The following is a 21,151-nucleotide window of genomic DNA, read 5'->3' as shown; positions in this document are numbered from 1 at the left end:
GCCGCGAGTTTCCTAGACACCCTCGGGTTAAGTTTTCTGCTGCTTTTCGAACTCTACGGGCGACAGCATCCCGTTTCTGACATGTTTGCGCTTCGGGTTGTAGAACATCTCGATATAGTCGAACACGTCCTGCCTGGCTTCGTCTCTTGAGCGATAGACCTTCCGGCGTATCCGCTCCCGCTTCAACAGATTGAGGAAGCTCTCAGCGACGGCATTGTCATGGCAGTTGCCCCGTCGGCTCATCGAATGAACCAGATTGTGGTGCTTCAGGAACGCTGCCCAGTCTATACTGGCGAATTGCGATCCCTGATCCGAATGCACCAGAACCTTTTCCTTTGGCTTTCGCCTCCATACAGCCATCAGCAACGCCTGCAGCACGACATCCGTTGTCTGACGGCTCTGCATCGACCAGCCGATAACACGGCGGGAATAGAGATCGATCACCACCGCGAGATAGGCGAAGCCTTCGTTGGTCCGGATGTAGGTGATGTCCGTGACCCACGCCTTGTCCGGAGCAGCAACGTCGAATTGACGGTCCAGAGTGTTGTCGATGACAATGGAAGGCCTGCCGCCATAAACTCCGGGACGGCGCTTGTAGCCGATCTGAGCCTTTATCCCGGCAATCCGCGTCAGACGCGCAACCCGGTTGGGGCAGCATGTCTCGCCGTGATCGAGCAGGTCGTCATGAAGCTTGCGATACCCGTAGACCCTGCCGCTCTCTTCCCAAGCCGTCTGGAGCAGATCAATCTGCCGCTTGTCCTCACAGGCACGCTTGCTCAAGGGCATAAAACGCGGCATCGCGCAAATCAAGCTACCGCGCGATCACATCATGGACAGCCTGATANGTCATGAAGCTTGCGATACCCGTAGACCCTGCCGCTCTCTTCCCAAGCCGTCTGGAGCAGATCAATCTGCCGCTTGTCCTCACAGGCACGCTTGCTCAATGGCATCCGAAGCCAGGCATAAAACCCGCTGGGATGGATGCGGAACAGGCGACACAACATTCGCACCGAGAACCGCTGTTGATGCTGGGCAACGAACGCGTACTTCACTTTGCATCCCTGGCGAAATACGCGGTCGCTTTTTTTAAAAGTGCGGGCTTACACCGAGCCGCTGCGAAACCTCTGCAACCTGATAGCTCCGTTCCGTGATCTGACGCACCGCGTCGCGCTTAAACTCTTCGCTGAAACTCGATTTGCTCATGGTGATCTTCTTGCCTCAAAATTAGGAAAGAAGGCGTCTACAAATCTCGGGGCTATTCACACCTCTAGAACGTCCTGAGACAGATGTTTTGAGGGAGTGGGCCTGTCACTTCCTTCGTGAGCCTGCTGCAAGCAGCGTGATTGAATTCTACGGTTCATACCAAGAATAGAAAAATTTCGCTTCCACTCTGTTAACTGCGATGTCAGACTGGAAAACTGAGAGGTTACGAGAGCATGCTTGATACTGAGGCTTACGTGTCTCCCGCGCCGCCGGAAGGCAAAGCGGGAGTGGCGGAACGGGCGTTGAGGAGCGCGATCGTCGGTTGCGTTCTGATGCCGGGAGAGCGTCTGTCGGAGACTTCGCTGACCACCGAATTCGCGCTCGGTCGCGGTGCCGTACGCGCCGCACTGGCGCGGCTGAAGGCGAGTGGGCTTGTATCCTCGACTGCCCGCAGTGGTTGGGAGGTCGCTCCGATTTCCGCGGCAGAGATCCGCGAACTGATAGCCGCACGCCGCCACCTTGATCCGATACTGTGCTCGGCTGCTCTCGACGACGCCGCCAAACGGCGGCTGACCACGCTGTCCCAGATGCATATGGCGCTGCTGCAGCGGCCGGATGTGGGTGGCGATGTGCTTCCCACCATTCGTCGCTGCGAGCGGGACATGCTGGATCTGCTATCCAACGCCCTCGGCATGCCTGTCGTCGCGGGTTTTCTTGCGGACCTCTGGGATCGCTCCAACAGGCTCGTGAACTTCTTCGAGCGGAGCGGGCGCGCAAAATTTTTGCCGACGAGGTTTTCGTCTTTCGCGGAGGCTCTCGTCGAGGGCAGCAACGCCGATGCAATCGCACATCTCGCGTCCGCCAACGCGGCGCTGGAAGCCTATCTGCTGGATCGTTTTCTCGAAACCGATGCGATGGTTGGCCGCAAGTCCGGCCGTCGCGCCGCGAACAAAGATAAACCGGGCCGCATTGAGCGACCTCAACCGCCCACTGGAAAAACAAGGACATTGTAGATGATGATAGTCAGTCGTTCGATGCGCGCCTCTCTGGCAGGCCTGCTTCTGGCCTGTTCGCCAATTGTCCTGTCCCAGGCGATGGCCAAGGATCAGCTGGTCGTTGATCTCGTCAACGAGCCTTCTTCCCTCGATCCGCACAAGCAGTGGAACCCGGACAGCTACTATGTCTACCGCAATATCTTCGACAACCTGGTTACCCGTGACGATGCCGGTGCCATCGCCCCGCAGATCGCCACCGAATGGAAATATTCTTCCGACAGCGAAATCGTCTTCACGATCCGCAGCGACGTCAAGTTCCACGACGGCACGCCGCTGACCGCCAAGGACGTCGCGTTCAGCGTCAACCGCATCATCGACAAGAAATTTGCCAGCCCGCAGCTCGGCCAGTTCAACAAGATCCTGTCGGCCGAAGCGACCGGCGAACACGAAGTAACGTTGAAGACGGATGGCGCCTATCCGGTGCTGCTTGCCCAGCTCGTCAAGCTGTCGATCGTGCCGCAGCACGTCGTCGAGGAAAAGGGCAATGACGGCTTCAATGCCGCGCCTGTTGGTTCCGGTCCCTACAAGTTCACCTCATGGCAGCGCGGCGTTTCGGTTTCACTTGCCCGCAACGACGACTATTGGGGTGAGAAGGGCGTGTTCCCGACCGCCGAATTCCGCGCCGTGCCGGATGCCGCCACGCGCATTGCAAACCTCGAAGCGGGCGCCAGCGACCTCGTCGTCGGCCTCGATGCGGATCTCTCCGAGCAACTCAAGAGCTCCGGTGCCGCCAAGCCGCTTTCGGTTCTGACCGAGCGCATCGGCTACGTGAAGCTCAACCCGAACCTTCCGCCATTCAACGACAAGCGCGTCCGCGAAGCGGTCGCCCGCTCCATCGACAAGCAGGGGATCGTCGATGGTCTTCTCGGTGGCGTCGACAAGCCGCTCGACCAGATGGCGACATCGGCGCATTTCGGTTACGTGGAAGGCCTGAAAGGCTACCCTTATGATCTTGATGAGGCCAAGCGCCTGATCAAGGAAGCGGGTGCGGCCGGCAAGTCGGTCGCCTTTGCGACATCTCCGACATTCGACCAGCGCATCGTTCAAGCGGTGGCGCAGATGATCAGCGATACCGGTCTGACCGTCAACATCGAGATGACGGACATGGCGACCTATCTCAAGAAGGCCCAGAGTGCGCCGGCAAGCCAGCCGTCGATCTCCTTCGGCCGCTGGTCCTGCGCCTGCCAGGATGTCGATGGCGTGCTGTTCTCGCTGCTGCATTCGTCCAGCGCGTGGGCTTCGATCGCCGACCCGAAGATCGACAAGCTCTTGGAAGATGCCCGCAACACGCTGGATGAGAAGAAACGCCTCGAAGCCTACAAGACGGTGAGCACCTACGTCGTTGAGGAGGTGCCTATGGTGCCGATCTATCAGGCGGCGATCATCTACGGCGCAGCCAAAAACCTTGAGTGGCAGCCGACGGCGAACGAAAGCCTGTTTCTCAACCGGATGAAGTGGACCGATTGATTTCGGTTCAGGGCCGGCCCCGGTTGCGGGGCCGTTTTGCCCGCAAGTCACGAAGTGGACTGCAATATTGCCGGCATTCTTCCTCAAGCGCGCTTTCCAGGCCCTCATCGCCATTATCGGCGTGATGACGCTGATCTTCTTTCTGCAGCGGCTTGCGGGGGATCCCGTGCTTCTGCTCGTGCCTGAAAATGCCACCAAGGCAGATATCGAGGCGCTGAGGGCGTCGCTCGGTTTCGATCGGCCTCTGTCGGTCCAGTATCTCGAATATATGGGCGCGCTCCTGACCTTCGATTTCGGCCGTTCCTATGTTCAGAACGTGCCGGTCTGGACGCTGATCGCCAGCCGTCTTCCCTATACGCTGATGCTGGCCGGCGGCGCTCTCGTCGTCGCCTTCGGTGTCGGCATTCCACTGGGTGTGGCAATGGCCGTGCGCCGCGGCTCGGCGGATGCCAAGGCGATGATGGGCGTGGTTCTGGCGGGACAGTCGATGCCGACATTCTGGAGCGCCATCCTGATGATCATGGTGTTTGCGGTGTGGCTCGGCTGGTTGCCTCCATCGGGCGCCCGCGACTGGCCAAGCATCATCATGCCGTCGATAGCACTCGGTCTTCTCTCCATGGCGACCTTCGCCCGTGTTTCGCGCACGGCGGTTCTCGACGAACTGGAAAAGGACTATGTCCGCACCGGCCACGCCAAGGGGTTGCCGATGATCCGCATCGTCATGCGCCATCTGCTGCGAAACGCCGCGATCCCGGTGGTAACCGTTGCAGCTCTCGAAATCGCCAATCTTCTCGCGGGTGCCGTGATCGTCGAGACGGTGTTTGCCTGGCCGGGGCTCGGCCAGTTGACCGTGCAGGCCATCAACGCGCGTGATTTCATGCTGGTTCAGGGCGTCGTACTGCTTGGCGCCATCACGGCCATCGTTCTCAACCTCGTCGCCGATCTGCTCTACAGCATCATCGATCCCCGCATCCGCATCGAAGGGAGCGCCTGATGGCAGCGACCACTCCCGCACCGCGCGCGGTGTCGCGATCCCGGCGCATGCCGTGGACCGTGGTGCCCTTTGCCGCCATTCTGGTCGCTCTGGTGCTGATGGCGATCTTTGCGCCTCTCGTGGCGCCGCTCGATCCCAATGCCCAGAACCTTCTGGCGCGCTTGAAGGCACCGGGGTTTCAAAGCCGCGGCCTTGTCTATTATCTCGGCTCGGACGAACTCGGCCGTGATGTTCTCAGCCGGACGATCTATGGCGCAAGGGTGTCGCTGCTGGTTGCCTTCGCCTCGGTCATCCTGTCGGGCATTTTCGGAAGCGCGCTCGGCATGATCGCTGCCTTCTATCGCGGCTGGGTCGAAACCATCATCATGCGGCTGGTCGATATCGTCTTGTCGGTGCCCGCCATTCTTCTCGCGATCATCACGGTTGCGGTACTCGGCCCGAGCCTTTCCAACGTGGTCATCGTGCTGGCTCTGACGCGGTGGCCCCGTTACGCGCGCGTTGCCTACGGCCAGACGCTGTCGGTCGCGAACATGCCCTATGTCAGGCTCTCGCGGTTCATGGGCGCAGGCTGGTTCCGGCTGCTGTGGCGCCACATCCTTCCCAATATCGCCGGCGGCCTGATCGTCGTCGCGACGCTCGAGTTCGGCCTGATGGTGCTGTTCGAGGCTGGACTTTCGTTCCTCGGCCTCGGGGTGCAGCCGCCAACGGCGAGCTGGGGCGCAATGCTTTCCACCGGCCGCAACTATGTCGGGTCTGCCTGGTGGATCGCGACATTTCCGGGACTGGCGCTGTTTCTGCTGGTTCTCTCCATCAATCTGATTGGCGATCATGCCCGCGACCGCCTCGATCCGCGTGGGCGATAGGAGTTTTCATGAATTTCGAAAATGAATTCAAGGCGAAGAAGGTCATCGTCACAGGTGCCTGCGGCATCATCGGCGGATGGATCGTCGATGCGTTTGCGCGCGAGGGGGCAGAGGTCTGCCTGACCGACCGCGATGCCGAAAAGCTCGAGGCGAAACTGGCGACGCTGCCCGGCACCGGCCATCTGGCGATCGCCGCAGATCTCACCGATACCGGCTCGATGACCGCATTTGCCGATGAGGTTTCGGGACGCTGGGGCGCTCCGGATATTCTCGTCAACAATGCCGGCATCTATCCGTCGGGGTTCCTGCTCGACATCTCGATCGACGACTGGGACGACATCATGGGCGTCAATCTGCGCGCGCCGTTCCTGTTGTCGCAGCTGTTTGCCAAGCAGATGATCAGCGCCGGCAAGCCGGGCTCGATCGTCAACATATCCTCCGGTGCGGCGCGGAAAATGCGCACGACGGTGGTTCCCTACTGCACGTCGAAGACCGCACTCGACCGCCTGACCAAGGGTTTTGCGCTGGAACTCGCCGAATACGGGATCCGCGTCAATGCGGTGGAGCCGGGGTTCATTTCCGGCAGCGATGTCAGCGCGCTGGCGCAGGATCATATCGACACGGTGACGGCCTCCATACCGCTTGGCAGAACGTCGTCGGCGCAGGATGTCGCTTCAGCGGTTCTCTACGTCACGTCAGCCGGCGGCGCCTACATGACCGGCGCGACCTTGACCGTCGACGGCGGCAATTCGATCGGCTCCCAGGTCGTCTTCCAGGCAAAGAAAAAGGCGCTGTAACAAGCGCTTCAAGCGAGGTCGGATGTCAAATCCCCTGCAGATAAAGTCCCCCTGGCCGGCCTATGAGTGGCCGCAAGACAAGCAGTCGGCAGTGCTGCTGTCGGTCGACGTGGATGCGCATGTGCCGTTCATGTGGGCGAACAAGGACTATGTGCCGGACCGGATGGGCACGCTCGAAATCCGCCGTTTCGGTCCGCGCACGGGGATCTACCGGTTGCTCGACCTGTTCGCCCGCTATGAGGCAAAGGCCAGTTTCTACGTGCCGGCGCTGACGGCCGAGACCAATCCCGAGATGCTTGCCGCCATCCTCGAAGGCGGCCACGAGATCGGCCTGCACGGCTATTTCCACGAGATCGTCTCGGAAGTCTCCGACGACGAATTTACCGGTGCGCTCGAGGCCAGCATGGAACTGCTGACCCGGGAAACCGGGGTAAAGCCCGTCGGCTTCCGCTCCCCGGCCTGGGAAATGACGCCGCATATGCTGACCGAGTTGCGTCGTGTGGGCCTCGCCTACGATTCATCGCTCTCGGGCTTCGATCATCCCTACGAGATCGACGGTGTGGTCGAGATCCCGGTGCAATGGGCGCTCGACGATGCGATCTTCTTCAAGTTCGAAGGGGGAGGCCGCGACAAGTGGCCCTATCAGTCCGGCCGTGCGGTGCTGCAGGACTGGATCGCGGAATGGCAGGCGCTTCACCGCTTCGGCGGGTTGTTCACGCTGACGGTGCATGACTGGATTTCCGGCCGTGCCCAGCGCATTGCGCTTCTCGAAGAGCTGCTGGATACGATCACTGCCGAAAAGGGCAGCTGGATCGGGACGGCCGCCGAGATTGCCCACCACCACGCCACATCCGGCAATGCCGGCCGCTTTGCCGTTGATGGCAAGGCTCCCGAGGCGATCGGAACCCGCAGGTTCGGACAGGATATTGGACACAGCCATGGGTGAACACTGGAACGTCCACAAGGGCGAGCGGCGCAGTGCCGGCGGGCTCGTCGCCTGCCAGAACTGGATGGCAGCGGAAAGCGGCGCCGATGTGCTGTCGCGCGGCGGCAATGCCATGGATGCGGCCGTCACGACTGCACTGACACTCAGCGTCGTCGAGCCGTGGCTTTCGGGTGTCGGCGGTGGCGGGTTTTTGCTGCGGGCCGACGGGCAGGATGGCCGGGTCGATACGCTCGATTTCAACGTCCGCTCGTCGCGCAACATCGATCCAGCCGATTATCCTGTCGTGGCGGGCCGTGACGGAGACTGGTTCGACTGGCCGCAGGTGCGCGATGATCGCAACCTCATCGGCTACAGCTCCATCTGCCTGCCCGGCGCCATTGCCGGCCTTTCGGCAGCACTGGAACGGTTCGGCACGATCAGCTTTGCCGAGGCACTGCAGCCGGCGATCGAGCATGCCCGCCGCGGCCTTGCGCTCGACTGGTTCACTGTGCTCTGTCTTGCCATCGATACGGAAGGCCTCGCACGCTTCCCGGCATCGTCGCAGCTGTTTCTGAAGGATGGCCGTGCACCGCGCGTGCAGGAAATCGGACCGGGCAGCACGATCCCGATGCCGCGCAAGGCGGCCATGCTGGAACGACTTGCAAAGGCCGGTGCGCGCGATTTCTACGAGGGCGAAACCGCAGCATCGATCGTCAGCGATCTCAACGCCGGCGGATCGCCGATCGACCTTGCCGAAATGCGTGACTACCAGCCGCGTTGGTCCGATCCGCTCCAGGTCGATTACCGCGGCATGACGATCAATGCGATGCCGGGTCTTTCCGGCGGTCCGACGCTCGTCGAGGCACTCTCCGAGCTTGACGGGACCCTGCCGCAGGACGGGCCGCTGTCCGGCGGGACGGCGCTTGCGTTTGGCCGCGCCATTCGCCGCGCCTCGGAACATCGCTTGCGCACGCTCGGCCACGGCAGCAGCGGAGAAAGCTGCACCACGCATATCAGCGTTGTCGACCGCGACGGCACGATGGTCTCGCTCACCAATACGCTTCTGTCGCGCTTCGGCTCGAAAGTGGTTCTGCCTTCGAGCGACCTTCTGATGAACAACGGCATGATGTGGTTCGATCCACGCCCCGGACAGCCCAATTCGATCGCCGCAAACGCTCGGCCGCTGGCCAATATGTGCCCGATTATCGCAACGAAGGGCGGGCGGCCGAAGCTTGCTCTCGGGGCTGCCGGCGGACGCCAGATCATGCCGGCGGTGGCGCAGATCCTCTCCTATGTCGCGGCCTTCGGCATGTCGCTGGAAGAGGCGATGCATGCGCCACGGATCGATGCGAGCGGCGTCACGCTGCGGGTCAACGACAAGGCAAAACCCGATGTCGCATCACGGCTCGGCGAGGAGTTTCCGGTCGAGATCATCGCCGACACGCTCTACCCGGTGAATTTCTCCATTCCGTCAGCGGTTCTTCGCGACGGAGCAGAGAATGTCGGGATGGCGCATCCGAACCATCCGCTTGCGGCCGTCGGGGCGGAGCGCACATGACCGGACCTGTGCTTGTGGTTGACGACCTCAGGGTTTCGATCGGCGCGCAGCCGGTGGTCGATGGCGTCAGTTTCCATGTCGACCAGGGCGAGATCCTGTCCGTCGTCGGCGAGTCCGGTTGCGGAAAGTCGATGACGGCGTTTTCCGTGATGGGCCTGCTGCCAAAGGTCGCCCGGGTCGATGGCGGCCGCGTCCTGTTCGGTGGAGAAAACCTGCTGACGGTGCCGGAAGCCAATCGGCGACAGTTGCGCGGCAATGATCTCGCGATGATCTTCCAGGAGCCGGTCGCCTCGCTCAACCCGTTGATGAAGATCGGCCGGCAGATCGAGGAAAGCCTCGTCGTGCATCGCGGGCTCGACGGCAAGGCGGCCCATCGTGCGGCGATCGCCATGCTTGAAGAGGTGGGTATTCCAGAGCCTGAAATCCGCTCCGGCCAATACCCGTTCGAGCTTTCGGGCGGGATGTGCCAGCGAGCGATGATCGCCATGGCGCTGATCTGCAAACCGAAACTGCTGATCGCCGACGAACCGACCACGGCGCTTGATGTCACCATCCAGGCGCAGATTCTCGACCTGATGAAACGGCTGCGCGACGAGACCGGAACCGCCATCCTTTTGATCACCCACGATATGGGTGTGGTTGCCGATATGGCCGACCGGGTCGCTGTCATGTATGCCGGGCGGGTCATCGAGGAGGCGCCGGTCGATACGATTTTCGCGCGTCAGGAACACCCCTATACGCGGCTGCTGCTATCGACCATCCCGCGGCTGGACGGTCAGCCGAAGGCGCTGCTGCCGACGATCGAGGGGCTTGTGCCCGATATCGGCCAGTGGCCGGTCGGCTGCCGTTTCAGCCCGCGCTGTCCGCTGGCCGACCAGCACTGTCTCGACGAAATCCCGCCGCTTGCGCCTCGCCGTGACGAGGGCAGTGCCGCCTGCTGGCATTCGGAACGGGTGGGAGAAATGCTATGACTGAACCGCTTCTGTCGCTGTCCGGCCTCAAGGTGCATTTTCCCATCCGCGGCGGCCTGCTCGGACGTCCGACCGGGTTCGTCAAGGCCGTCGACGGCATCGATCTCGACATCGCCCATGGCGAAAGCGTCGCTCTTGTGGGCGAGTCGGGCTGCGGGAAATCCACGCTCGGCGCGGCCATTCTGGGCATGACCAAACCGTCGGCAGGCAGCATCCTGTTCGAGGGCAAACCGATCGTTCACGGCGAGACCGCGTCTCGGCGCGCTCTGTCCCGCGAGGTGCAGATCGTTTTCCAGGACCCGGTTTCCGCTCTCAATCCGAAAATGTCGATCGGCGAGAGCATCGGCGAGCCGCTGGCGATCCATGGTGTCGGCAATGCTGCAGAGAGGGCCGAGCGCGTCGCCGAGCTTCTCGCCCTCGTTGGACTGCATCCACAGCATGCGGAGCGCAAGCCGAACGCGTTTTCGGGCGGGCAGCGTCAGCGGATCGTGATCGCGAGGGCTCTGGCACTCAACCCCAAACTGCTGATCCTCGACGAGCCGGTCTCCGCCCTCGATGTGTCGATCCGCTCGCAGATTCTCAACCTGCTTCTCGATCTGCAGAGGCGGTTCGGTCTGTCCTACCTGTTCATCAGCCACGACCTCTCCGTCGTCCGGCATTTTGCCGACAGGGTTGCGGTCATGTATCTCGGGCATCTAATCGAAACGGGCCGGACGGACGATGTGTTTGCGCGCCCGGTGCATCCCTATACGGAAGCCCTTTTGTCGGCGGTGCCGCTTCCAGATCCTGTAGCGCAGCGAAAGCGGCAGAGGATCGTGCTGAAGGGGGATCTTCCGAGCCCTGCCAACCCGCCCAAAGGCTGCAAGTTCGTCACCCGCTGTCCTCTGGCTGTCGATATCTGCCACGTCACGCACCCGCCGCTGGTCTCGACCGGGCCGGGCAGGGAGGCTGCCTGCCATGTCCGCGCCGGATTATGACCAGACGGCAGCATTCCCGCCGCTCTGGGAGCTCAAATGGCCTCCCATACCAGTAAGGCTGACATTCGATTCTGAGTGATCTCAAACAGATAGCTGTCGCAATCACAGGGTCGTCGGTTCGTATTCGTTCAGAAGCTTGAGAGCCTTAGCAGGCTCCGAGCGGCGTCGATCTGGAATGCCGATAGTGAAACTGGTAACGCACAACAGCTGCCAGCTTTAAGGCAGGAATGATGGTGCTGCTTTGCCGACTGCTTTTGCCACAAAGATGGTTGAACCTCGGCCCTTGTCCCAGTCATTCGTCAAAATCAGCAGCTCGTCCGTGCCAGGGCGGATAACCATGGAGGTTGAACGGAGATTGTGCCCGTCATCGCGACCGGGCAGCAGGTACTGGGCGATCGGCAGCCCCAGCGGATTGAAGACCATGATCCGCCCCTGACCGTACATCGCCACGTAGACGTTCCCGTCGGCGTCGACGCGCACGGAATCGGGTCCTCCGCCGACGAAGTTGTAGACGACAGATGATCCGAACGGCGCGATGGTGGTGGCGTCGGCAAGGGAGATGCGATGCAGCTGGCCACCTGCCAATTCCGTGACCCAGAGCGTCTTGCCATCCGGGCTCAGGCCGATGCCGTTCGCGATCCGCAGGTTCGGCACGACCATCACCGGCTTACCGCCGCCGGGTGCGATATAGTAGACGCCTCCGGATGGCAGGCTGGAGCCGCCTTTGAAATCGGTGAGGTAGAAGCCGCCCTCCTTATCGAAGACGAGGTCGTCGGGTAGAAAGCCGTCATCTCTGGAGACAATGGTGCGCACGTCGGATCCGTCGGCCGCCATCGAGACGACCGAACCTCGCGATTTGAAGTCCCCAAGTTCGGCCATGTAGACACGGCCACCGCTGTGGACTGCCAAGCCTGCAGGACGAAGCTCCCGGTCGGGCACGACGCTCGACAGTTGCTTGTCTGGCGTGAGACGGAATACCGTTCCGCCGAAGACCTCGCAAAACAGCAGATCGCCTTTCGCATCGAAGGTTGGGCATTCAAGCTGAACGCCCTTGTCGGACACCTTGAAGTACTCCCGTGCCTCCACCGAAGGCAGTTGCGATTCCGCCATCGGCAAGGGTACGACCCCTTGCAGGGACTGGGGAATGTCGAGTGCGGGCAGTATCGGCTTGTCATCGGCAGCCTGGGCTGCGGCACCGATCAGGATCAGGGCCACACAGAGAGCTGACGTGCGTAGATCCAAGGTCATTGTTTTCTCCTCTTATCGTTCGGTATGCTGACCGGCTGTTCAGCCGATCAGCTTCATGATGGCCGGAACGCTAAGAATCGCGGCATAGTAGCCCATGAACTGTACGCCGGTGTTCATGCCAAGTACGCGATAAAGCAGGCCTCCGACGAGACCGACCGTCACGATGACCAGCAGAGCGAGCAGTCCACCTTCCCAAAGACCGATCACCAAGATCAGACCGACGAATGTCGCGATAATGGCTTCATGGCTGATGTACTTGGCGACGAAGGCTGCGGCACTTCGTGCATGGTTCATAGCGAAGGGATAGGCGATCGCCGCCGCGATGACGACCGACACCAGCCCCCAGATCAGAAACTCCGACACTGACATCATCGTGTGCAGGTTGTTGACGACGCCGGTCCCGGCATCGACCGTGAAGCGTGGCGGCGCGTTGAACAGCGGCGCTGCCGGGCCGGCAGCGACCGGGCTGAGCGGCAGACCAAAGGCAATGAGCGGGATCAGCGCTTCGGCAATATAGGTTGACTCTGTCACGCCGTTTCGGACAGCCAGCACGGAGGTCAGCCGGTGATACGCGTGCTTGATGCGCGCGCCGACGATCTCGCCGGCAATGACGGTGACGGCGACAGGGCTGAACACGAAGGTTGCACTGGTCACGGCAGCCGCTGTCGCGGTCGTCACCACTTGGCTCCGGTCAAGCACGCGGAACGGATTGGGGAAGTAGCCACCCCAGCCTTTCACGTCGGGTGCAAGCGTAGTCTGCCGAGGCTCGCTGCGGTCCATGCGCTTGCGCTCGAGCGGCGACACGGAAGAGAAAAGCTCTGCAACCAGAGGCCCCACCGCGATGCCGAGAAAGTAGCTCACGCCGAGCTTAACGTTGTGCGTGGCGGTGTAGCCCTGCAAGGCTACGATCAGCAGCGTGAACGGTATAAGCGCCAGGATGGACGCCCAGCGACCGGCCGAGAAATAGGCGATGATGAGTGCCGCTCCGATGAATAGCCACGGCGCCGAGGCCGTGATGTAGGTTCCGAACGGAGCAAGAATGACCGCAAACAAGACTGCCAGCGGAACGGCGATGAATGCGGAGATGACGGAGCCCGCCAGCATCTTTCGCAGAGCGACATGTGGTGCCCCGAGATTGCGAAGCGCCGTTGCCTGCTGGAGAAGCGGCAATGCCATGGTATCGCCGGGAATTCCAAGGAGGGCGGTCGGTACCGCATGTGTCATGTGCTTGGAGACGGCCGCACACATCCAGAAGGTGAAGACGGCAACAGGCGGCGCACCCAGAAGAACGACGAGGAGCGTGACCGGGGCGATCGTGGTCGTTTCATCCGTTCCCGAGATCAGGCCGATGGCTGAAAACAGGATCGCTCCGAGAAGGCCGAGCGAGATGGCCATGATGATTTCATACAGCATGCCGTCCATGTCACTCTCCCTGCCGGCCGGCGCCGGGCCGGTCCTGGTATGTCTTGAACAGGTCGTAGAGACCGACCTCGCGCATTTCCTGAGCGACTTCGGGCGGAAGATCCTCAACCCGGCCGATCGGGCCTCCCTCCTGTTCTAGCTGTTGGAGGATGTCGATCTGCCATTCGGTGCCGGTCTGTGCCTGTTCCACCACAATGCGTTTGGGCAAGAACAGCCGCGAGCAAATGGCGCCGCTGACAACCGAGCCGACGATGCCGGTCAGCATCGCCAGCGCCTTTCCGATGGCCGGAGTGGCAGCCATGGGCGCGATCGTTGCGAGCGTGACGTAGTAGATCGCAACGCTCAAGATCGCGCCGATGATCATGGCCTTCCCGAGTTGGGGTCGAGATACGACGTCTCCCCAGATCTCGGCAAGTTGACCGTGCGGGCCGGCGGCGCGCGCACCATTCTGTTCTGTCATCAGATAACCTCCCCAGGTGTCGGCCTGTCGGCCGAAAAAAATTCCCATCAGTGCCCGGCAGCCGGCAAAGCTCCCCCTTTGCCCGGCTTGCGGTGTCAGTCCTACTTTCGCAATTCAGCGAGAATTTCCTCGGCCCGCGCAGCGCGAACGTCGTGATCGGCTGCAAGCCGGCGCGCAACGGCATCGATTTCATCACCGGAAGCCCCGGCGCCGATCGCGATGTTACGTGCATGCAGCGCCATATGGCCGCGCTGGATACCCTCCGTCGCAAGCGCCCGAAGCGCTGCCATGTTCTGTGCGAGGCCCACCGCGACCGTCACTTCGGCCAGCTCCACGGCTGAGGCAACGTTGAGGATCTGCAGGGCTGCCTGCGCCGCCGGATGGGTCTTCGTCGCGCCGCCAACCAGGCCGAGTGCCATTGGCATCTCGATCGTGCCGACAAGTGTCCCCTTGGCGCTGATCTCCCATGTCGTCAGCGAGGTATAACGGCCGGAGCGCGCGGCATAAGCGTGGGCGCCGGCTTCGATTGCGCGCCAGTCGTTGCCCGTTGCGACGACGACAGGATCGACGCCATTCATGATCCCCTTGTTGTGGGTCGCGGCCCGGTAGGGATCGACGGCTGCGAATTCGTAGGCGTCGACGATGCCCTCCATCATCCGGCGGCCGGAAAAATCCTTGGTCACAAGGGCTTCTTCCGTGAGCTCGATACGGGCTCTCGCAAGCCTCAGGTCGGCGAGGTTCGACAGGATGCGCAGACGGACTTCACCTCCGGTGATCCGCTCGACAATCGGTGCGATGGCTTCGGCCATGGTGTTGACGGTGTTTGCCCCCATGGCATCGCGGACATCGACCAGCAGATGCAGGACGACCATCGGACCGCGGGAGGTCGATGGGAAGACATGCACCTCGATGTCGCGGCAGCCACCGCCGAATTTCACCAATACCGGATCCTTGGAATTGGCGAGGGTGATGATTTCGTCGCGCGCGGCCAGAATGGCCAACCGGGCACCGTTGGGATCCGACAGGCCGATAATCTGGACCTGGGCGCGCATGATGGGCGCCGTCGATGACGTCTGGAAACCGCCGCAGCCGCGCACGATCCTCGCCATATAAGAGGCGGCAGCAACAACCGAGGGCTCCTCGACAGCCATCGGCACCAGATATTCCTGACCGTTGACCAGAAAGTTCGTCGCCACGCCGAGCGGCAGCTGGAACGTTCCGATGACGTTTTCAAGCATTCCGTTCGCGCGCTCGACGGACAGAGCGTCCGGTGCCGACAAGACGGCGCGTGCGCTGTCATCCATCTGCGTTGCTGCCGCAACCTGTACCAGCCTCTCGGCTGGAGAAAGATTGCGCATGTTCTCAATGCGCGATGTCACGGTCATTTTCGTCAACGGCTCACTCCCAAATCAACGCATACCCTTGCGTGGACGGCAAACTGTCCTAGAATGTCGGCGATGAGCAAGGGACAGTTGGCAGAATTATTACCTGTACTGTCCCAGCCGAAGGGTGGGACGATCGGTGAAGGTGGTTGATAGGATCCTTGGCGTTGTCAGCGAGCAGATCGCCAGCGGTCTGTACAAGGCCGGGCAGAAACTGCCGTCTGTCCGGGGCGGGGCCGAGCAATTCGGTGTTTCCAAGAACACGATGGCGGAAGCCTATGACAGGCTTGTTGCCCGAGGGCTCGCCACTGCGCGGCAGGGCTCCGGTTATTACGTGGCGGAGAACCGCCCAGCGCCGGTGCCGAGGATAAAGCCCGACGTCTCCGAGGCGACCAGCATCATGTCGCTGTTGCGGGAACAGCTGGACCAGAATTATCAAACGCGTCCTGGCGATGGCCGCCCGCCGGTCAGCTGGACGGAAGATTCCGACATGCGCCGTATCCTGCGCACGAGCCGCAACGCCACCGCGGAGGTGGATTTCGGCTACGGCAGTTCCTGGGGGCTTGGCCCGCTAAGGGAATGGCTTCGGGTTTCGCTCGCAGAACGGTCGATCGCGACCGAGCCCGACGGCGTCATGCTGACGAGCGGGGTCAATCACGGACTCGACCTGATTATCCGGCATTTCCTCGAGCCTGGCGACACGGTGTTCGTCGACAGTCCAGGCTATTATCCCCTCTATGCGAAGCTTCGGCTGGCCAAAGCAAACGTCATCTCGATAAGCCGGCTCCATGACGGTCCCGATCTCGACGAAGTGCGCCAGAAGCTCGCGCGCTATCGGCCGAAGCTGTTCTTTACCCAGAGCCAGGCCCATAACCCCACCGGCGGCACGCTCACGCCCGCGCATGCCTTCGCCCTCCTGCAGATGGCAGAGGTTCACGATTTTCGATTGGTTGAGGACGATATTTTCGCCGACCTGATCGCCCCGACACTGCCGCGGCTCGCGGCATTTGGCCAGCAGCAGCGGGTCCTCTACGTCGGATCATTCTCAAAGACTTTGTCGGCAAGTCTGCGATGCGGATACGTCGCAGGCGCGCCTGAGGCGATCCGTAGTCTTGTCGACCTGAAGATGATCACGATGGTTGCCACGTCCCTGCATGTCGAGCGGGTGGTGCTGGAGATGATCGAGAGCGGTCAGTATCTGAAGAACCTTAGGCGCTTGCGCGGGTGGATCGAGCATGGGGCAAAGGCGACCGCCCAGGCTCTGACAGCCGTCGGTTTGGAAGTTTCGCTCCCTAAGGTGCAGGGCTTCTACATCTGGGTACCGCTTCCAGCGGCTCTGGACGAAAGCGCCTTCTGTATCCGGGCTGCGAAAGCCAATATTTTCATCGCGCCGGCAAGTGTCTTCTACGCGGATCGCGAGAAAGCCATGCCGGCGGCGATGCGGGTGAATGTTGCGTATGGCGCAGATCCACGCTTCTGCGCCTTTCTGAAAGACGAGATGAAAATATTGACGGTCGTTGGAGGACACGATGGATAACGTTCGGCTGGTCGAAGTGGGGCCTCGCGACGGACTTCAGAACGAGAAGCGTCCACTCAGCGTCGCTGATCGCGTGCAGATGATCGAAGGTCTCATCGAGGCCGGCCTGACAACGATCGAAGCAGGCAGCGTCGTTTCGCCGAAATGGGTGCCGCAGATGGAAGGATCGACGGAGGTTCTGTCCTCGGTCGGTCATCGCGAGGGGATCACCCTGCAGATGCTCGTCCCGAACTTCAGAGGTTTTGAAGCCGCTCGCGATGCCGGCGCCGAAGAAATCGCAATCTTTGCATCGGCATCCGAGAGCTTTTCACAAAAGAACATCAACTGCTCGATCGCCGAAAGCTTCGACCGATTCCTGCCGGTCATGGAGGGAGCGCGCAACGCTGGGATGCGCGTGCGCGGCTACGTGTCATGCGTCCTGGGTTGCCCCTATGAAGGCCCAGTCGCACTGAGTTCCGTCGTCGCTGTCGCGAGCCGTCTCCACGCGTTCGGCTGCTACGAAGTCTCGCTTGGGGACACAATCGGTATTGGCACCCCGAGGGCTGCAGCCACGATGGTCAGGGCGGTTGCGGCCGAAATCCCGGTTTCATCGATCGCGCTGCACGAGCACAACACCTATGGCCAAGCGCTCGCCAACATCCTGGCCTGCCTCGAAGAAGGAGTGAGCGTGTTCGACAGCTCTGTGGGCGGGCTCGGCGGATGCCCTTATGCAAAGGGTGCAACGGGAAATGTAGCCACTGAGGAGCTCGTGTTCATGCTGGACGGCATGGGCATCAAGACCGGTGTCGACCTGCCGAAGCTGGCACGTGTGGCTGTGGAGACGGCGGCAAAACTCGGACGTGATCCCGTCTCTCCGATCTCGAGGATTTTGGCGGCCTCATGAGCCCATATCCGGGGCGATCGGCAGAATGACGTCATGTCTCGGAGTAACTCCCAACGCACGTTTGTACTCGCGATGGAATTGTGACACGCTCCCGTAACCGACGGTGTAAGCGAATTGTGCAATATTATCAGTCACCGCGGTGAGCAAGGAACGCGCATGCAGGAGCGCATCTGCTTCTGGTATTGCAGCGGCTTCATTGACGTCAGCGCGTTGAAATGCTGGTAGAACGACGGCGGGCTCATAGCGGCTGCAGCGGCAAGCTCCTCCACTTTGATCGGCTGCTGATAGTGCATCCGGAGGGTTTGGACGGCTTCCAGAACACGCCGTACCGCACCTTTGGCCAGCACCGGTCGGGTCGCAATATCAACAGGTGTCGGGACTGCTAGCGCGCGCGCTGTCCCTCATCCAGCGCGACCAGTAGGGGGCGCTGGAAGTGATGCATCGGGCAACGGCGCTCCGCGCCAGCCTTCACCGTGGACCTTCACTCGGATGTCACAGAGTTTGCGCTACGCAACCGTATGATAGTGAGCCATACGCGAGAGAAATTGCGCACTGCGTGCGAGCAACTGCTGTCGGCTGCTCGGCACCCCGATGACGTGACGGTGCGGACGATCACCTGTCGGGCGGGCACCAATGTGGCGGCGGTCAACTATCATTTTGGAACCCTTCAGCACCTGATTTTTTCGGCTGCCGAGCGCGTCTATCTCCGCCTTAATGCGGAGCGCCTGGCATTGCTTCAGGCGGCGGTTCAACGGGCCGATCCGGCGCCTGCCTGCGCCGGCGATCTTATCGCAGCGCTTGTCGGGCCATCCATCCGCTGGAGCCTCGATCCCCATTCCAGTTACGGGGTGCTCCGTCATCTGACGACGCTGGCACAATCCAGCGACGACCCAGAAATATTCCGGCCGATGGTTGAGGATATCGAGCATCATCGCCAGTTCGTCCCGCACTTCAGAAAAATCGCGCCATGGCTGAGCGAGGTCGATGTCGGATTCCGCATCTCGTGCCTTCTCGGGGTGCGCACGCAGATGACGAGAAGCCGCGGCCGCACCTACGAACTGACGGACCACCAGCTCGATCTTGGCAATGCCAGCAGCATCATTGCCCTCGTTGTTGCAGCAACGGAGCCGATGTTTACCACGCCGATTTCAAACAGCGTTTCAAAGCCGTCATCCCGCTGAGACGGGAAGCGCCTAGACAGGCTCCAACGCAGGAGCTCCCCATGGTCGAAACGACGTTCATCCACATCACCGATCTACATGTCGGCAATCCTTCCGTCGCCGATAGCCATCTGTTCAGCGACACCTCGGCCACGCTTTCGCGCGTGCTCGCGCTGATCGGGTCGATGGATCAGAAGCCGCAGTTCATTATCGCCAGCGGCGATCTCACCAATCGCGGCGATGTCGAGAGCTACCGCCAGCTGCGGTCGCTGATGGCCGCCACCGACGTGCCGGTCGTCTACGCGATCGGCAATCACGACACGCGCGCCGGGTTCTACAAAGGCATGCTTGACCGAACCAGCGATCTCGATGCCCCCTATGACCACGACCAGGTTATCGGCGGCATCCATATCGTCACGCTCGACACCACGACCCCTGGCGAGATCGGCGGCAGCCTGACGCCCGCGCAATTCGCCTGGCTCGCTCACGCGCTCGACCGGCACGGCGATCTGCCCAAGCTGATCGTTGCCCACCACGCCCCGGTGCTGGGCGACGCTGTTCCGTGGGACCACTGGCGCACGATCGAGTTCAGCCAAAGCCAGCAGCTGGCCGGCGTGCTCAAGGGCCGCAACATCCTCGGGATTCTCTCCGGTCATATCCATCACGACCGGTTCTCCTCATGGCATGGCATCCCCGTCATCGTCGGCATGGGCCAGCATGCCGCGACCGATATCCTGACGACAGACATCCTGCGCATGGTCGAAGGCGCCTCCTTCGGGATCGGCACCATTCGCACCTCGGGCCTGACCATGGCGCTTGTGCCCCTGCCGCAGACCCGCAACGAACTCAACCGCTACGACCTCTCGCTGCTGCGCCACAAGCAGGATGCGGCCATGGCGGGCGCCACCGAATGATCAACTTCTCCCAACAGGAGCTTCCCGCGATGAGAAAACGCACCTTCCTCGGCCTTGCGGTCGCCGCAGTCCTCGGTGCCGCCGGAACAACCGGCGCCGCGCATGCCGAAATGGCTGCCGAGATTACCAAGCCGGTAACCATCACTTTCTACAACTACAACCTCGCCACGGCGAGCGCCGGTGCGGACGCCACCCGCGAGATGATCGCCAAGTTCGAGCAGGAAAACCCGCTGATCAAGGTGAAGACTGTCGGAGTTCCCTCCAACGACATCATCACGCGCCTGCAGGCCGATATGGCCGCCGGCATGCAGCCCGACGTTGCCCAGCTGGTGTTTCGCGACCTCATCTATCTTGCCTCGGATCTGGGTGCACAGCCGCTTGAGGACTTGGCGGGCCCAAAGGGATATGCGGCCCTTACCGACGGACTGATCCCGCGTGGCGTCGACCTCGGCAAGATCAACGGCAAGACCTATGGGCTTGCCTATACGTTCTCGACGCCGATCCTCTACTACAACGCTGATCTCTTCCGCAAAGCCGGCCTCGATCCCGAGACGCCACCCAAGACCTGGGCCGAGGTGAAGACGGCAGCCGAAGCCATCGTCGCCAAGACCGGCGTGGACGGCTTCTTTCCCGGCGCCTACGGCCCGACAGACGGCACCTTCGTCTATCAGGCGATCCTGATGTCGAATGGCGGCAAGGTCCGCGATGGCAACACGCTGACCTTCGCCGACAAGAATGGCATTGAAGCGGTGCAGATGCTGCGCGACATGGTCGACAGCGGCGCCCATGCCCGCCTCGACCCGGCCAATCCGCAGGAGGCTTTTGCCGCCGGCCGGCTGGGCATGTATCTCTACACCAGCGCCCTGCAGAACTCCCTGTCCAAATCCGCCGACGGCAAGTGGGAACTGCGGGTGACCGGCATGCCGGCCTTCGGGACCAAGCCGACCGCGCCCACCAATTCGGGCTCGGCGCTCTATGCCTTCTCGCAGGATCCGGTTAAGCAGCGCGCCGCCTACGAGTTGATGAAGTTCCTCACCTCCGACTACGGCTACACAATCATCACCTCGAAGATCGGCTATCTGCCGCTTCGCCTCAACATCGTCGACGATCCGAAGCTGCTCGGCCCCTGGACAGCGACGCACCCGCTGATCCGTCCGAACCTCGAACAGCTGTCGCGCCTTACCCCCAATGTCGCCTTCCCCGGCCCGAACTATCGCCAGGCCGAAGCGATGATGAAGGAAGCCGTCTCGGAGGCGGTGCTCGGTCCCAATGACGTGGTGAAGGCCCTGTCTGAGGCGCAGGCCAATGCTCAGGCGCTGATGCCCTGAGCACGCG

Annotated in this window: 18 protein-coding genes and 2 pseudogenes; 14 read left to right on the top strand and 6 right to left on the bottom strand. The window is 61.7% G+C overall.

Annotated elements, in window-relative coordinates; genetic code table 11:
* Positions 1–27: 27 nt before the first annotated feature.
* Positions 28–783, bottom strand: a pseudogene (locus tag ASG19_RS17585) (IS3 family transposase); the annotation flags it as partial.
* Between the two features lie 62 nt (positions 784–845).
* Positions 846–1,203 (bottom strand): annotated as a pseudogene (locus tag ASG19_RS23980) (transposase); the annotation flags it as partial.
* 233 nt (positions 1,204–1,436) lie between these two features.
* Between ASG19_RS23980 and ASG19_RS17575 the strand changes: the two are divergent.
* The 9 genes from ASG19_RS17575 (at position 1,437) to ASG19_RS17535 (ending at position 10,810) form a co-directional block, all read left to right on the top strand.
* Positions 1,437–2,216 carry a GntR family transcriptional regulator gene (locus tag ASG19_RS17575; RefSeq protein WP_062460131.1) on the top strand — a complete coding sequence of 260 codons (780 nt, stop codon included), beginning with the start codon at positions 1,437–1,439 and terminating at the stop codon, positions 2,214–2,216.
* A complete protein-coding gene (locus tag ASG19_RS17570; RefSeq protein ID WP_082476391.1) occupies positions 2,217–3,725 on the top strand; it encodes an ABC transporter substrate-binding protein in 1,509 nt (502 codons plus the stop codon).
* Between the two features lie 67 nt (positions 3,726–3,792).
* Positions 3,793–4,719: an ABC transporter permease gene (locus ASG19_RS17565; protein ID WP_062460129.1), complete on the top strand. Its 927-nt coding sequence runs from the start codon at positions 3,793–3,795 to the stop codon at positions 4,717–4,719.
* A gap of 47 nt (positions 4,720–4,766) precedes the next feature.
* A complete protein-coding gene (locus ASG19_RS17560) occupies positions 4,767–5,582 on the top strand; it encodes an ABC transporter permease (protein ID WP_092661010.1) in 816 nt (271 codons plus the stop codon).
* A gap of 8 nt (positions 5,583–5,590) precedes the next feature.
* Positions 5,591–6,379, top strand: a complete 789-nt coding sequence (locus ASG19_RS17555) for an SDR family oxidoreductase (protein ID WP_062460125.1) — start codon at positions 5,591–5,593, stop codon at positions 6,377–6,379.
* 22 nt (positions 6,380–6,401) lie between these two features.
* A complete protein-coding gene (locus tag ASG19_RS17550; RefSeq protein ID WP_062460122.1) occupies positions 6,402–7,325 on the top strand; it encodes a polysaccharide deacetylase in 924 nt (307 codons plus the stop codon).
* A complete protein-coding gene (locus tag ASG19_RS17545; protein WP_062460118.1) occupies positions 7,318–8,862 on the top strand; it encodes a gamma-glutamyltransferase in 1,545 nt (514 codons plus the stop codon). The genes ASG19_RS17550 and ASG19_RS17545 overlap by 8 nt, the downstream gene beginning before the upstream one ends.
* Positions 8,859–9,833: an ABC transporter ATP-binding protein gene (locus tag ASG19_RS17540; RefSeq protein WP_062460116.1), complete on the top strand. Its 975-nt coding sequence runs from the start codon at positions 8,859–8,861 to the stop codon at positions 9,831–9,833. The genes ASG19_RS17545 and ASG19_RS17540 overlap by 4 nt, the downstream gene beginning before the upstream one ends.
* Positions 9,830–10,810: an oligopeptide/dipeptide ABC transporter ATP-binding protein gene (locus tag ASG19_RS17535; RefSeq protein ID WP_062460114.1), complete on the top strand. Its 981-nt coding sequence runs from the start codon at positions 9,830–9,832 to the stop codon at positions 10,808–10,810. Before ASG19_RS17540 ends, ASG19_RS17535 begins: the two co-directional genes overlap by 4 nt.
* A 216-nt stretch (positions 10,811–11,026) precedes the next feature.
* Here the strand turns inward: ASG19_RS17535 and ASG19_RS17530 are convergent, their stop codons facing one another.
* The 4 genes from ASG19_RS17530 to ASG19_RS17515 all read right to left on the bottom strand — a co-directional run bounded on the left by ASG19_RS17530 (position 11,027) and on the right by ASG19_RS17515 (position 15,325).
* The gene (locus ASG19_RS17530) at positions 11,027–12,058 is read right to left on the bottom strand and encodes an SMP-30/gluconolactonase/LRE family protein (protein ID WP_062460112.1); all 1,032 of its coding nucleotides are present in this window, start codon (positions 12,056–12,058) and stop codon (positions 11,027–11,029) included.
* A 39-nt stretch (positions 12,059–12,097) separates the two neighbouring features.
* On the bottom strand, positions 12,098–13,480 hold the full coding sequence (locus tag ASG19_RS17525; protein WP_062460110.1) for a tripartite tricarboxylate transporter permease: 1,383 nt from the start codon (positions 13,478–13,480) through the stop codon (positions 12,098–12,100).
* 1 nt (position 13,481) lies between these two features.
* Positions 13,482–13,940: a hypothetical protein gene (locus ASG19_RS17520; RefSeq protein ID WP_156466543.1), complete on the bottom strand. Its 459-nt coding sequence runs from the start codon at positions 13,938–13,940 to the stop codon at positions 13,482–13,484.
* A 101-nt stretch (positions 13,941–14,041) separates the two neighbouring features.
* Positions 14,042–15,325 (bottom strand): hydroxymethylglutaryl-CoA reductase, degradative, encoded by a 1,284-nt coding sequence (locus ASG19_RS17515; RefSeq protein ID WP_062460106.1) that lies wholly within the window; start codon positions 15,323–15,325, stop codon positions 14,042–14,044.
* 136 nt (positions 15,326–15,461) lie between these two features.
* Here ASG19_RS17515 and ASG19_RS17510 point away from each other — a divergent pair, with 136 nt between their 5' ends.
* The 5 genes from ASG19_RS17510 (at position 15,462) to ASG19_RS17490 (ending at position 21,144) form a co-directional block, all read left to right on the top strand.
* On the top strand, positions 15,462–16,859 hold the full coding sequence (locus tag ASG19_RS17510) for a PLP-dependent aminotransferase family protein (protein WP_244476205.1): 1,398 nt from the start codon (positions 15,462–15,464) through the stop codon (positions 16,857–16,859).
* A complete protein-coding gene (locus ASG19_RS17505; protein WP_062460102.1) occupies positions 16,852–17,742 on the top strand; it encodes a hydroxymethylglutaryl-CoA lyase in 891 nt (296 codons plus the stop codon). Before ASG19_RS17510 ends, ASG19_RS17505 begins: the two co-directional genes overlap by 8 nt.
* 545 nt (positions 17,743–18,287) lie before the next feature.
* Positions 18,288–18,923 (top strand): TetR/AcrR family transcriptional regulator, encoded by a 636-nt coding sequence (locus ASG19_RS17500; RefSeq protein ID WP_200933917.1) that lies wholly within the window; start codon positions 18,288–18,290, stop codon positions 18,921–18,923.
* Positions 18,924–18,964: 41 nt separating this feature from the next.
* The gene (locus ASG19_RS17495; RefSeq protein WP_062460098.1) at positions 18,965–19,816 is read left to right on the top strand and encodes a metallophosphoesterase; all 852 of its coding nucleotides are present in this window, start codon (positions 18,965–18,967) and stop codon (positions 19,814–19,816) included.
* A gap of 29 nt (positions 19,817–19,845) precedes the next feature.
* A complete protein-coding gene (locus ASG19_RS17490) occupies positions 19,846–21,144 on the top strand; it encodes an ABC transporter substrate-binding protein (protein ID WP_062460542.1) in 1,299 nt (432 codons plus the stop codon).
* The last annotated feature ends 7 nt before the right edge of the window (positions 21,145–21,151 follow it).

The sequence above is a fragment of the Rhizobium sp. Leaf306 genome (assembly GCF_001423425.1).
GTDB classification, from domain to species: Bacteria; Pseudomonadota; Alphaproteobacteria; order Rhizobiales; family Rhizobiaceae; genus Neorhizobium; species Neorhizobium soli.
This window is presented reverse-complemented; position numbering and strand designations above follow the sequence as displayed.

Bases quoted from the DNA above. Each gene is read 5' to 3' on its own strand.
- ASG19_RS17570 (WP_082476391.1), top strand. From the start codon at position 2,217: ATGATGATAGTCAGTCGTTCGATGCGCGCCTCTCTGGCAGGCCTGCTT.
- ASG19_RS17555 (WP_062460125.1), top strand. From the start codon at position 5,591: ATGAATTTCGAAAATGAATTCAAGGCGAAGAAGGTCATCGTCACAGGT.
- ASG19_RS17490 (WP_062460542.1), top strand. From the start codon at position 19,846: ATGAGAAAACGCACCTTCCTCGGCCTTGCGGTCGCCGCAGTCCTCGGT.
- ASG19_RS17520 (WP_156466543.1), bottom strand. From the start codon at position 13,940: ATGACAGAACAGAATGGTGCGCGCGCCGCCGGCCCGCACGGTCAACTT.
- ASG19_RS17545 (WP_062460118.1), top strand. From the start codon at position 7,318: ATGGGTGAACACTGGAACGTCCACAAGGGCGAGCGGCGCAGTGCCGGC.
- ASG19_RS17560 (WP_092661010.1), top strand. From the start codon at position 4,767: ATGCCGTGGACCGTGGTGCCCTTTGCCGCCATTCTGGTCGCTCTGGTG.
- ASG19_RS17525 (WP_062460110.1), bottom strand. From the start codon at position 13,480: ATGGACGGCATGCTGTATGAAATCATCATGGCCATCTCGCTCGGCCTT.
- ASG19_RS17515 (WP_062460106.1), bottom strand. From the start codon at position 15,325: ATGACCGTGACATCGCGCATTGAGAACATGCGCAATCTTTCTCCAGCC.
- ASG19_RS17535 (WP_062460114.1), top strand. From the start codon at position 9,830: ATGACTGAACCGCTTCTGTCGCTGTCCGGCCTCAAGGTGCATTTTCCC.
- ASG19_RS17575 (WP_062460131.1), top strand. From the start codon at position 1,437: ATGCTTGATACTGAGGCTTACGTGTCTCCCGCGCCGCCGGAAGGCAAA.
- ASG19_RS17505 (WP_062460102.1), top strand. From the start codon at position 16,852: ATGGATAACGTTCGGCTGGTCGAAGTGGGGCCTCGCGACGGACTTCAG.
- ASG19_RS17530 (WP_062460112.1), bottom strand. From the start codon at position 12,058: ATGACCTTGGATCTACGCACGTCAGCTCTCTGTGTGGCCCTGATCCTG.
- ASG19_RS17495 (WP_062460098.1), top strand. From the start codon at position 18,965: ATGGTCGAAACGACGTTCATCCACATCACCGATCTACATGTCGGCAAT.
- ASG19_RS17550 (WP_062460122.1), top strand. From the start codon at position 6,402: ATGTCAAATCCCCTGCAGATAAAGTCCCCCTGGCCGGCCTATGAGTGG.
- ASG19_RS17540 (WP_062460116.1), top strand. From the start codon at position 8,859: ATGACCGGACCTGTGCTTGTGGTTGACGACCTCAGGGTTTCGATCGGC.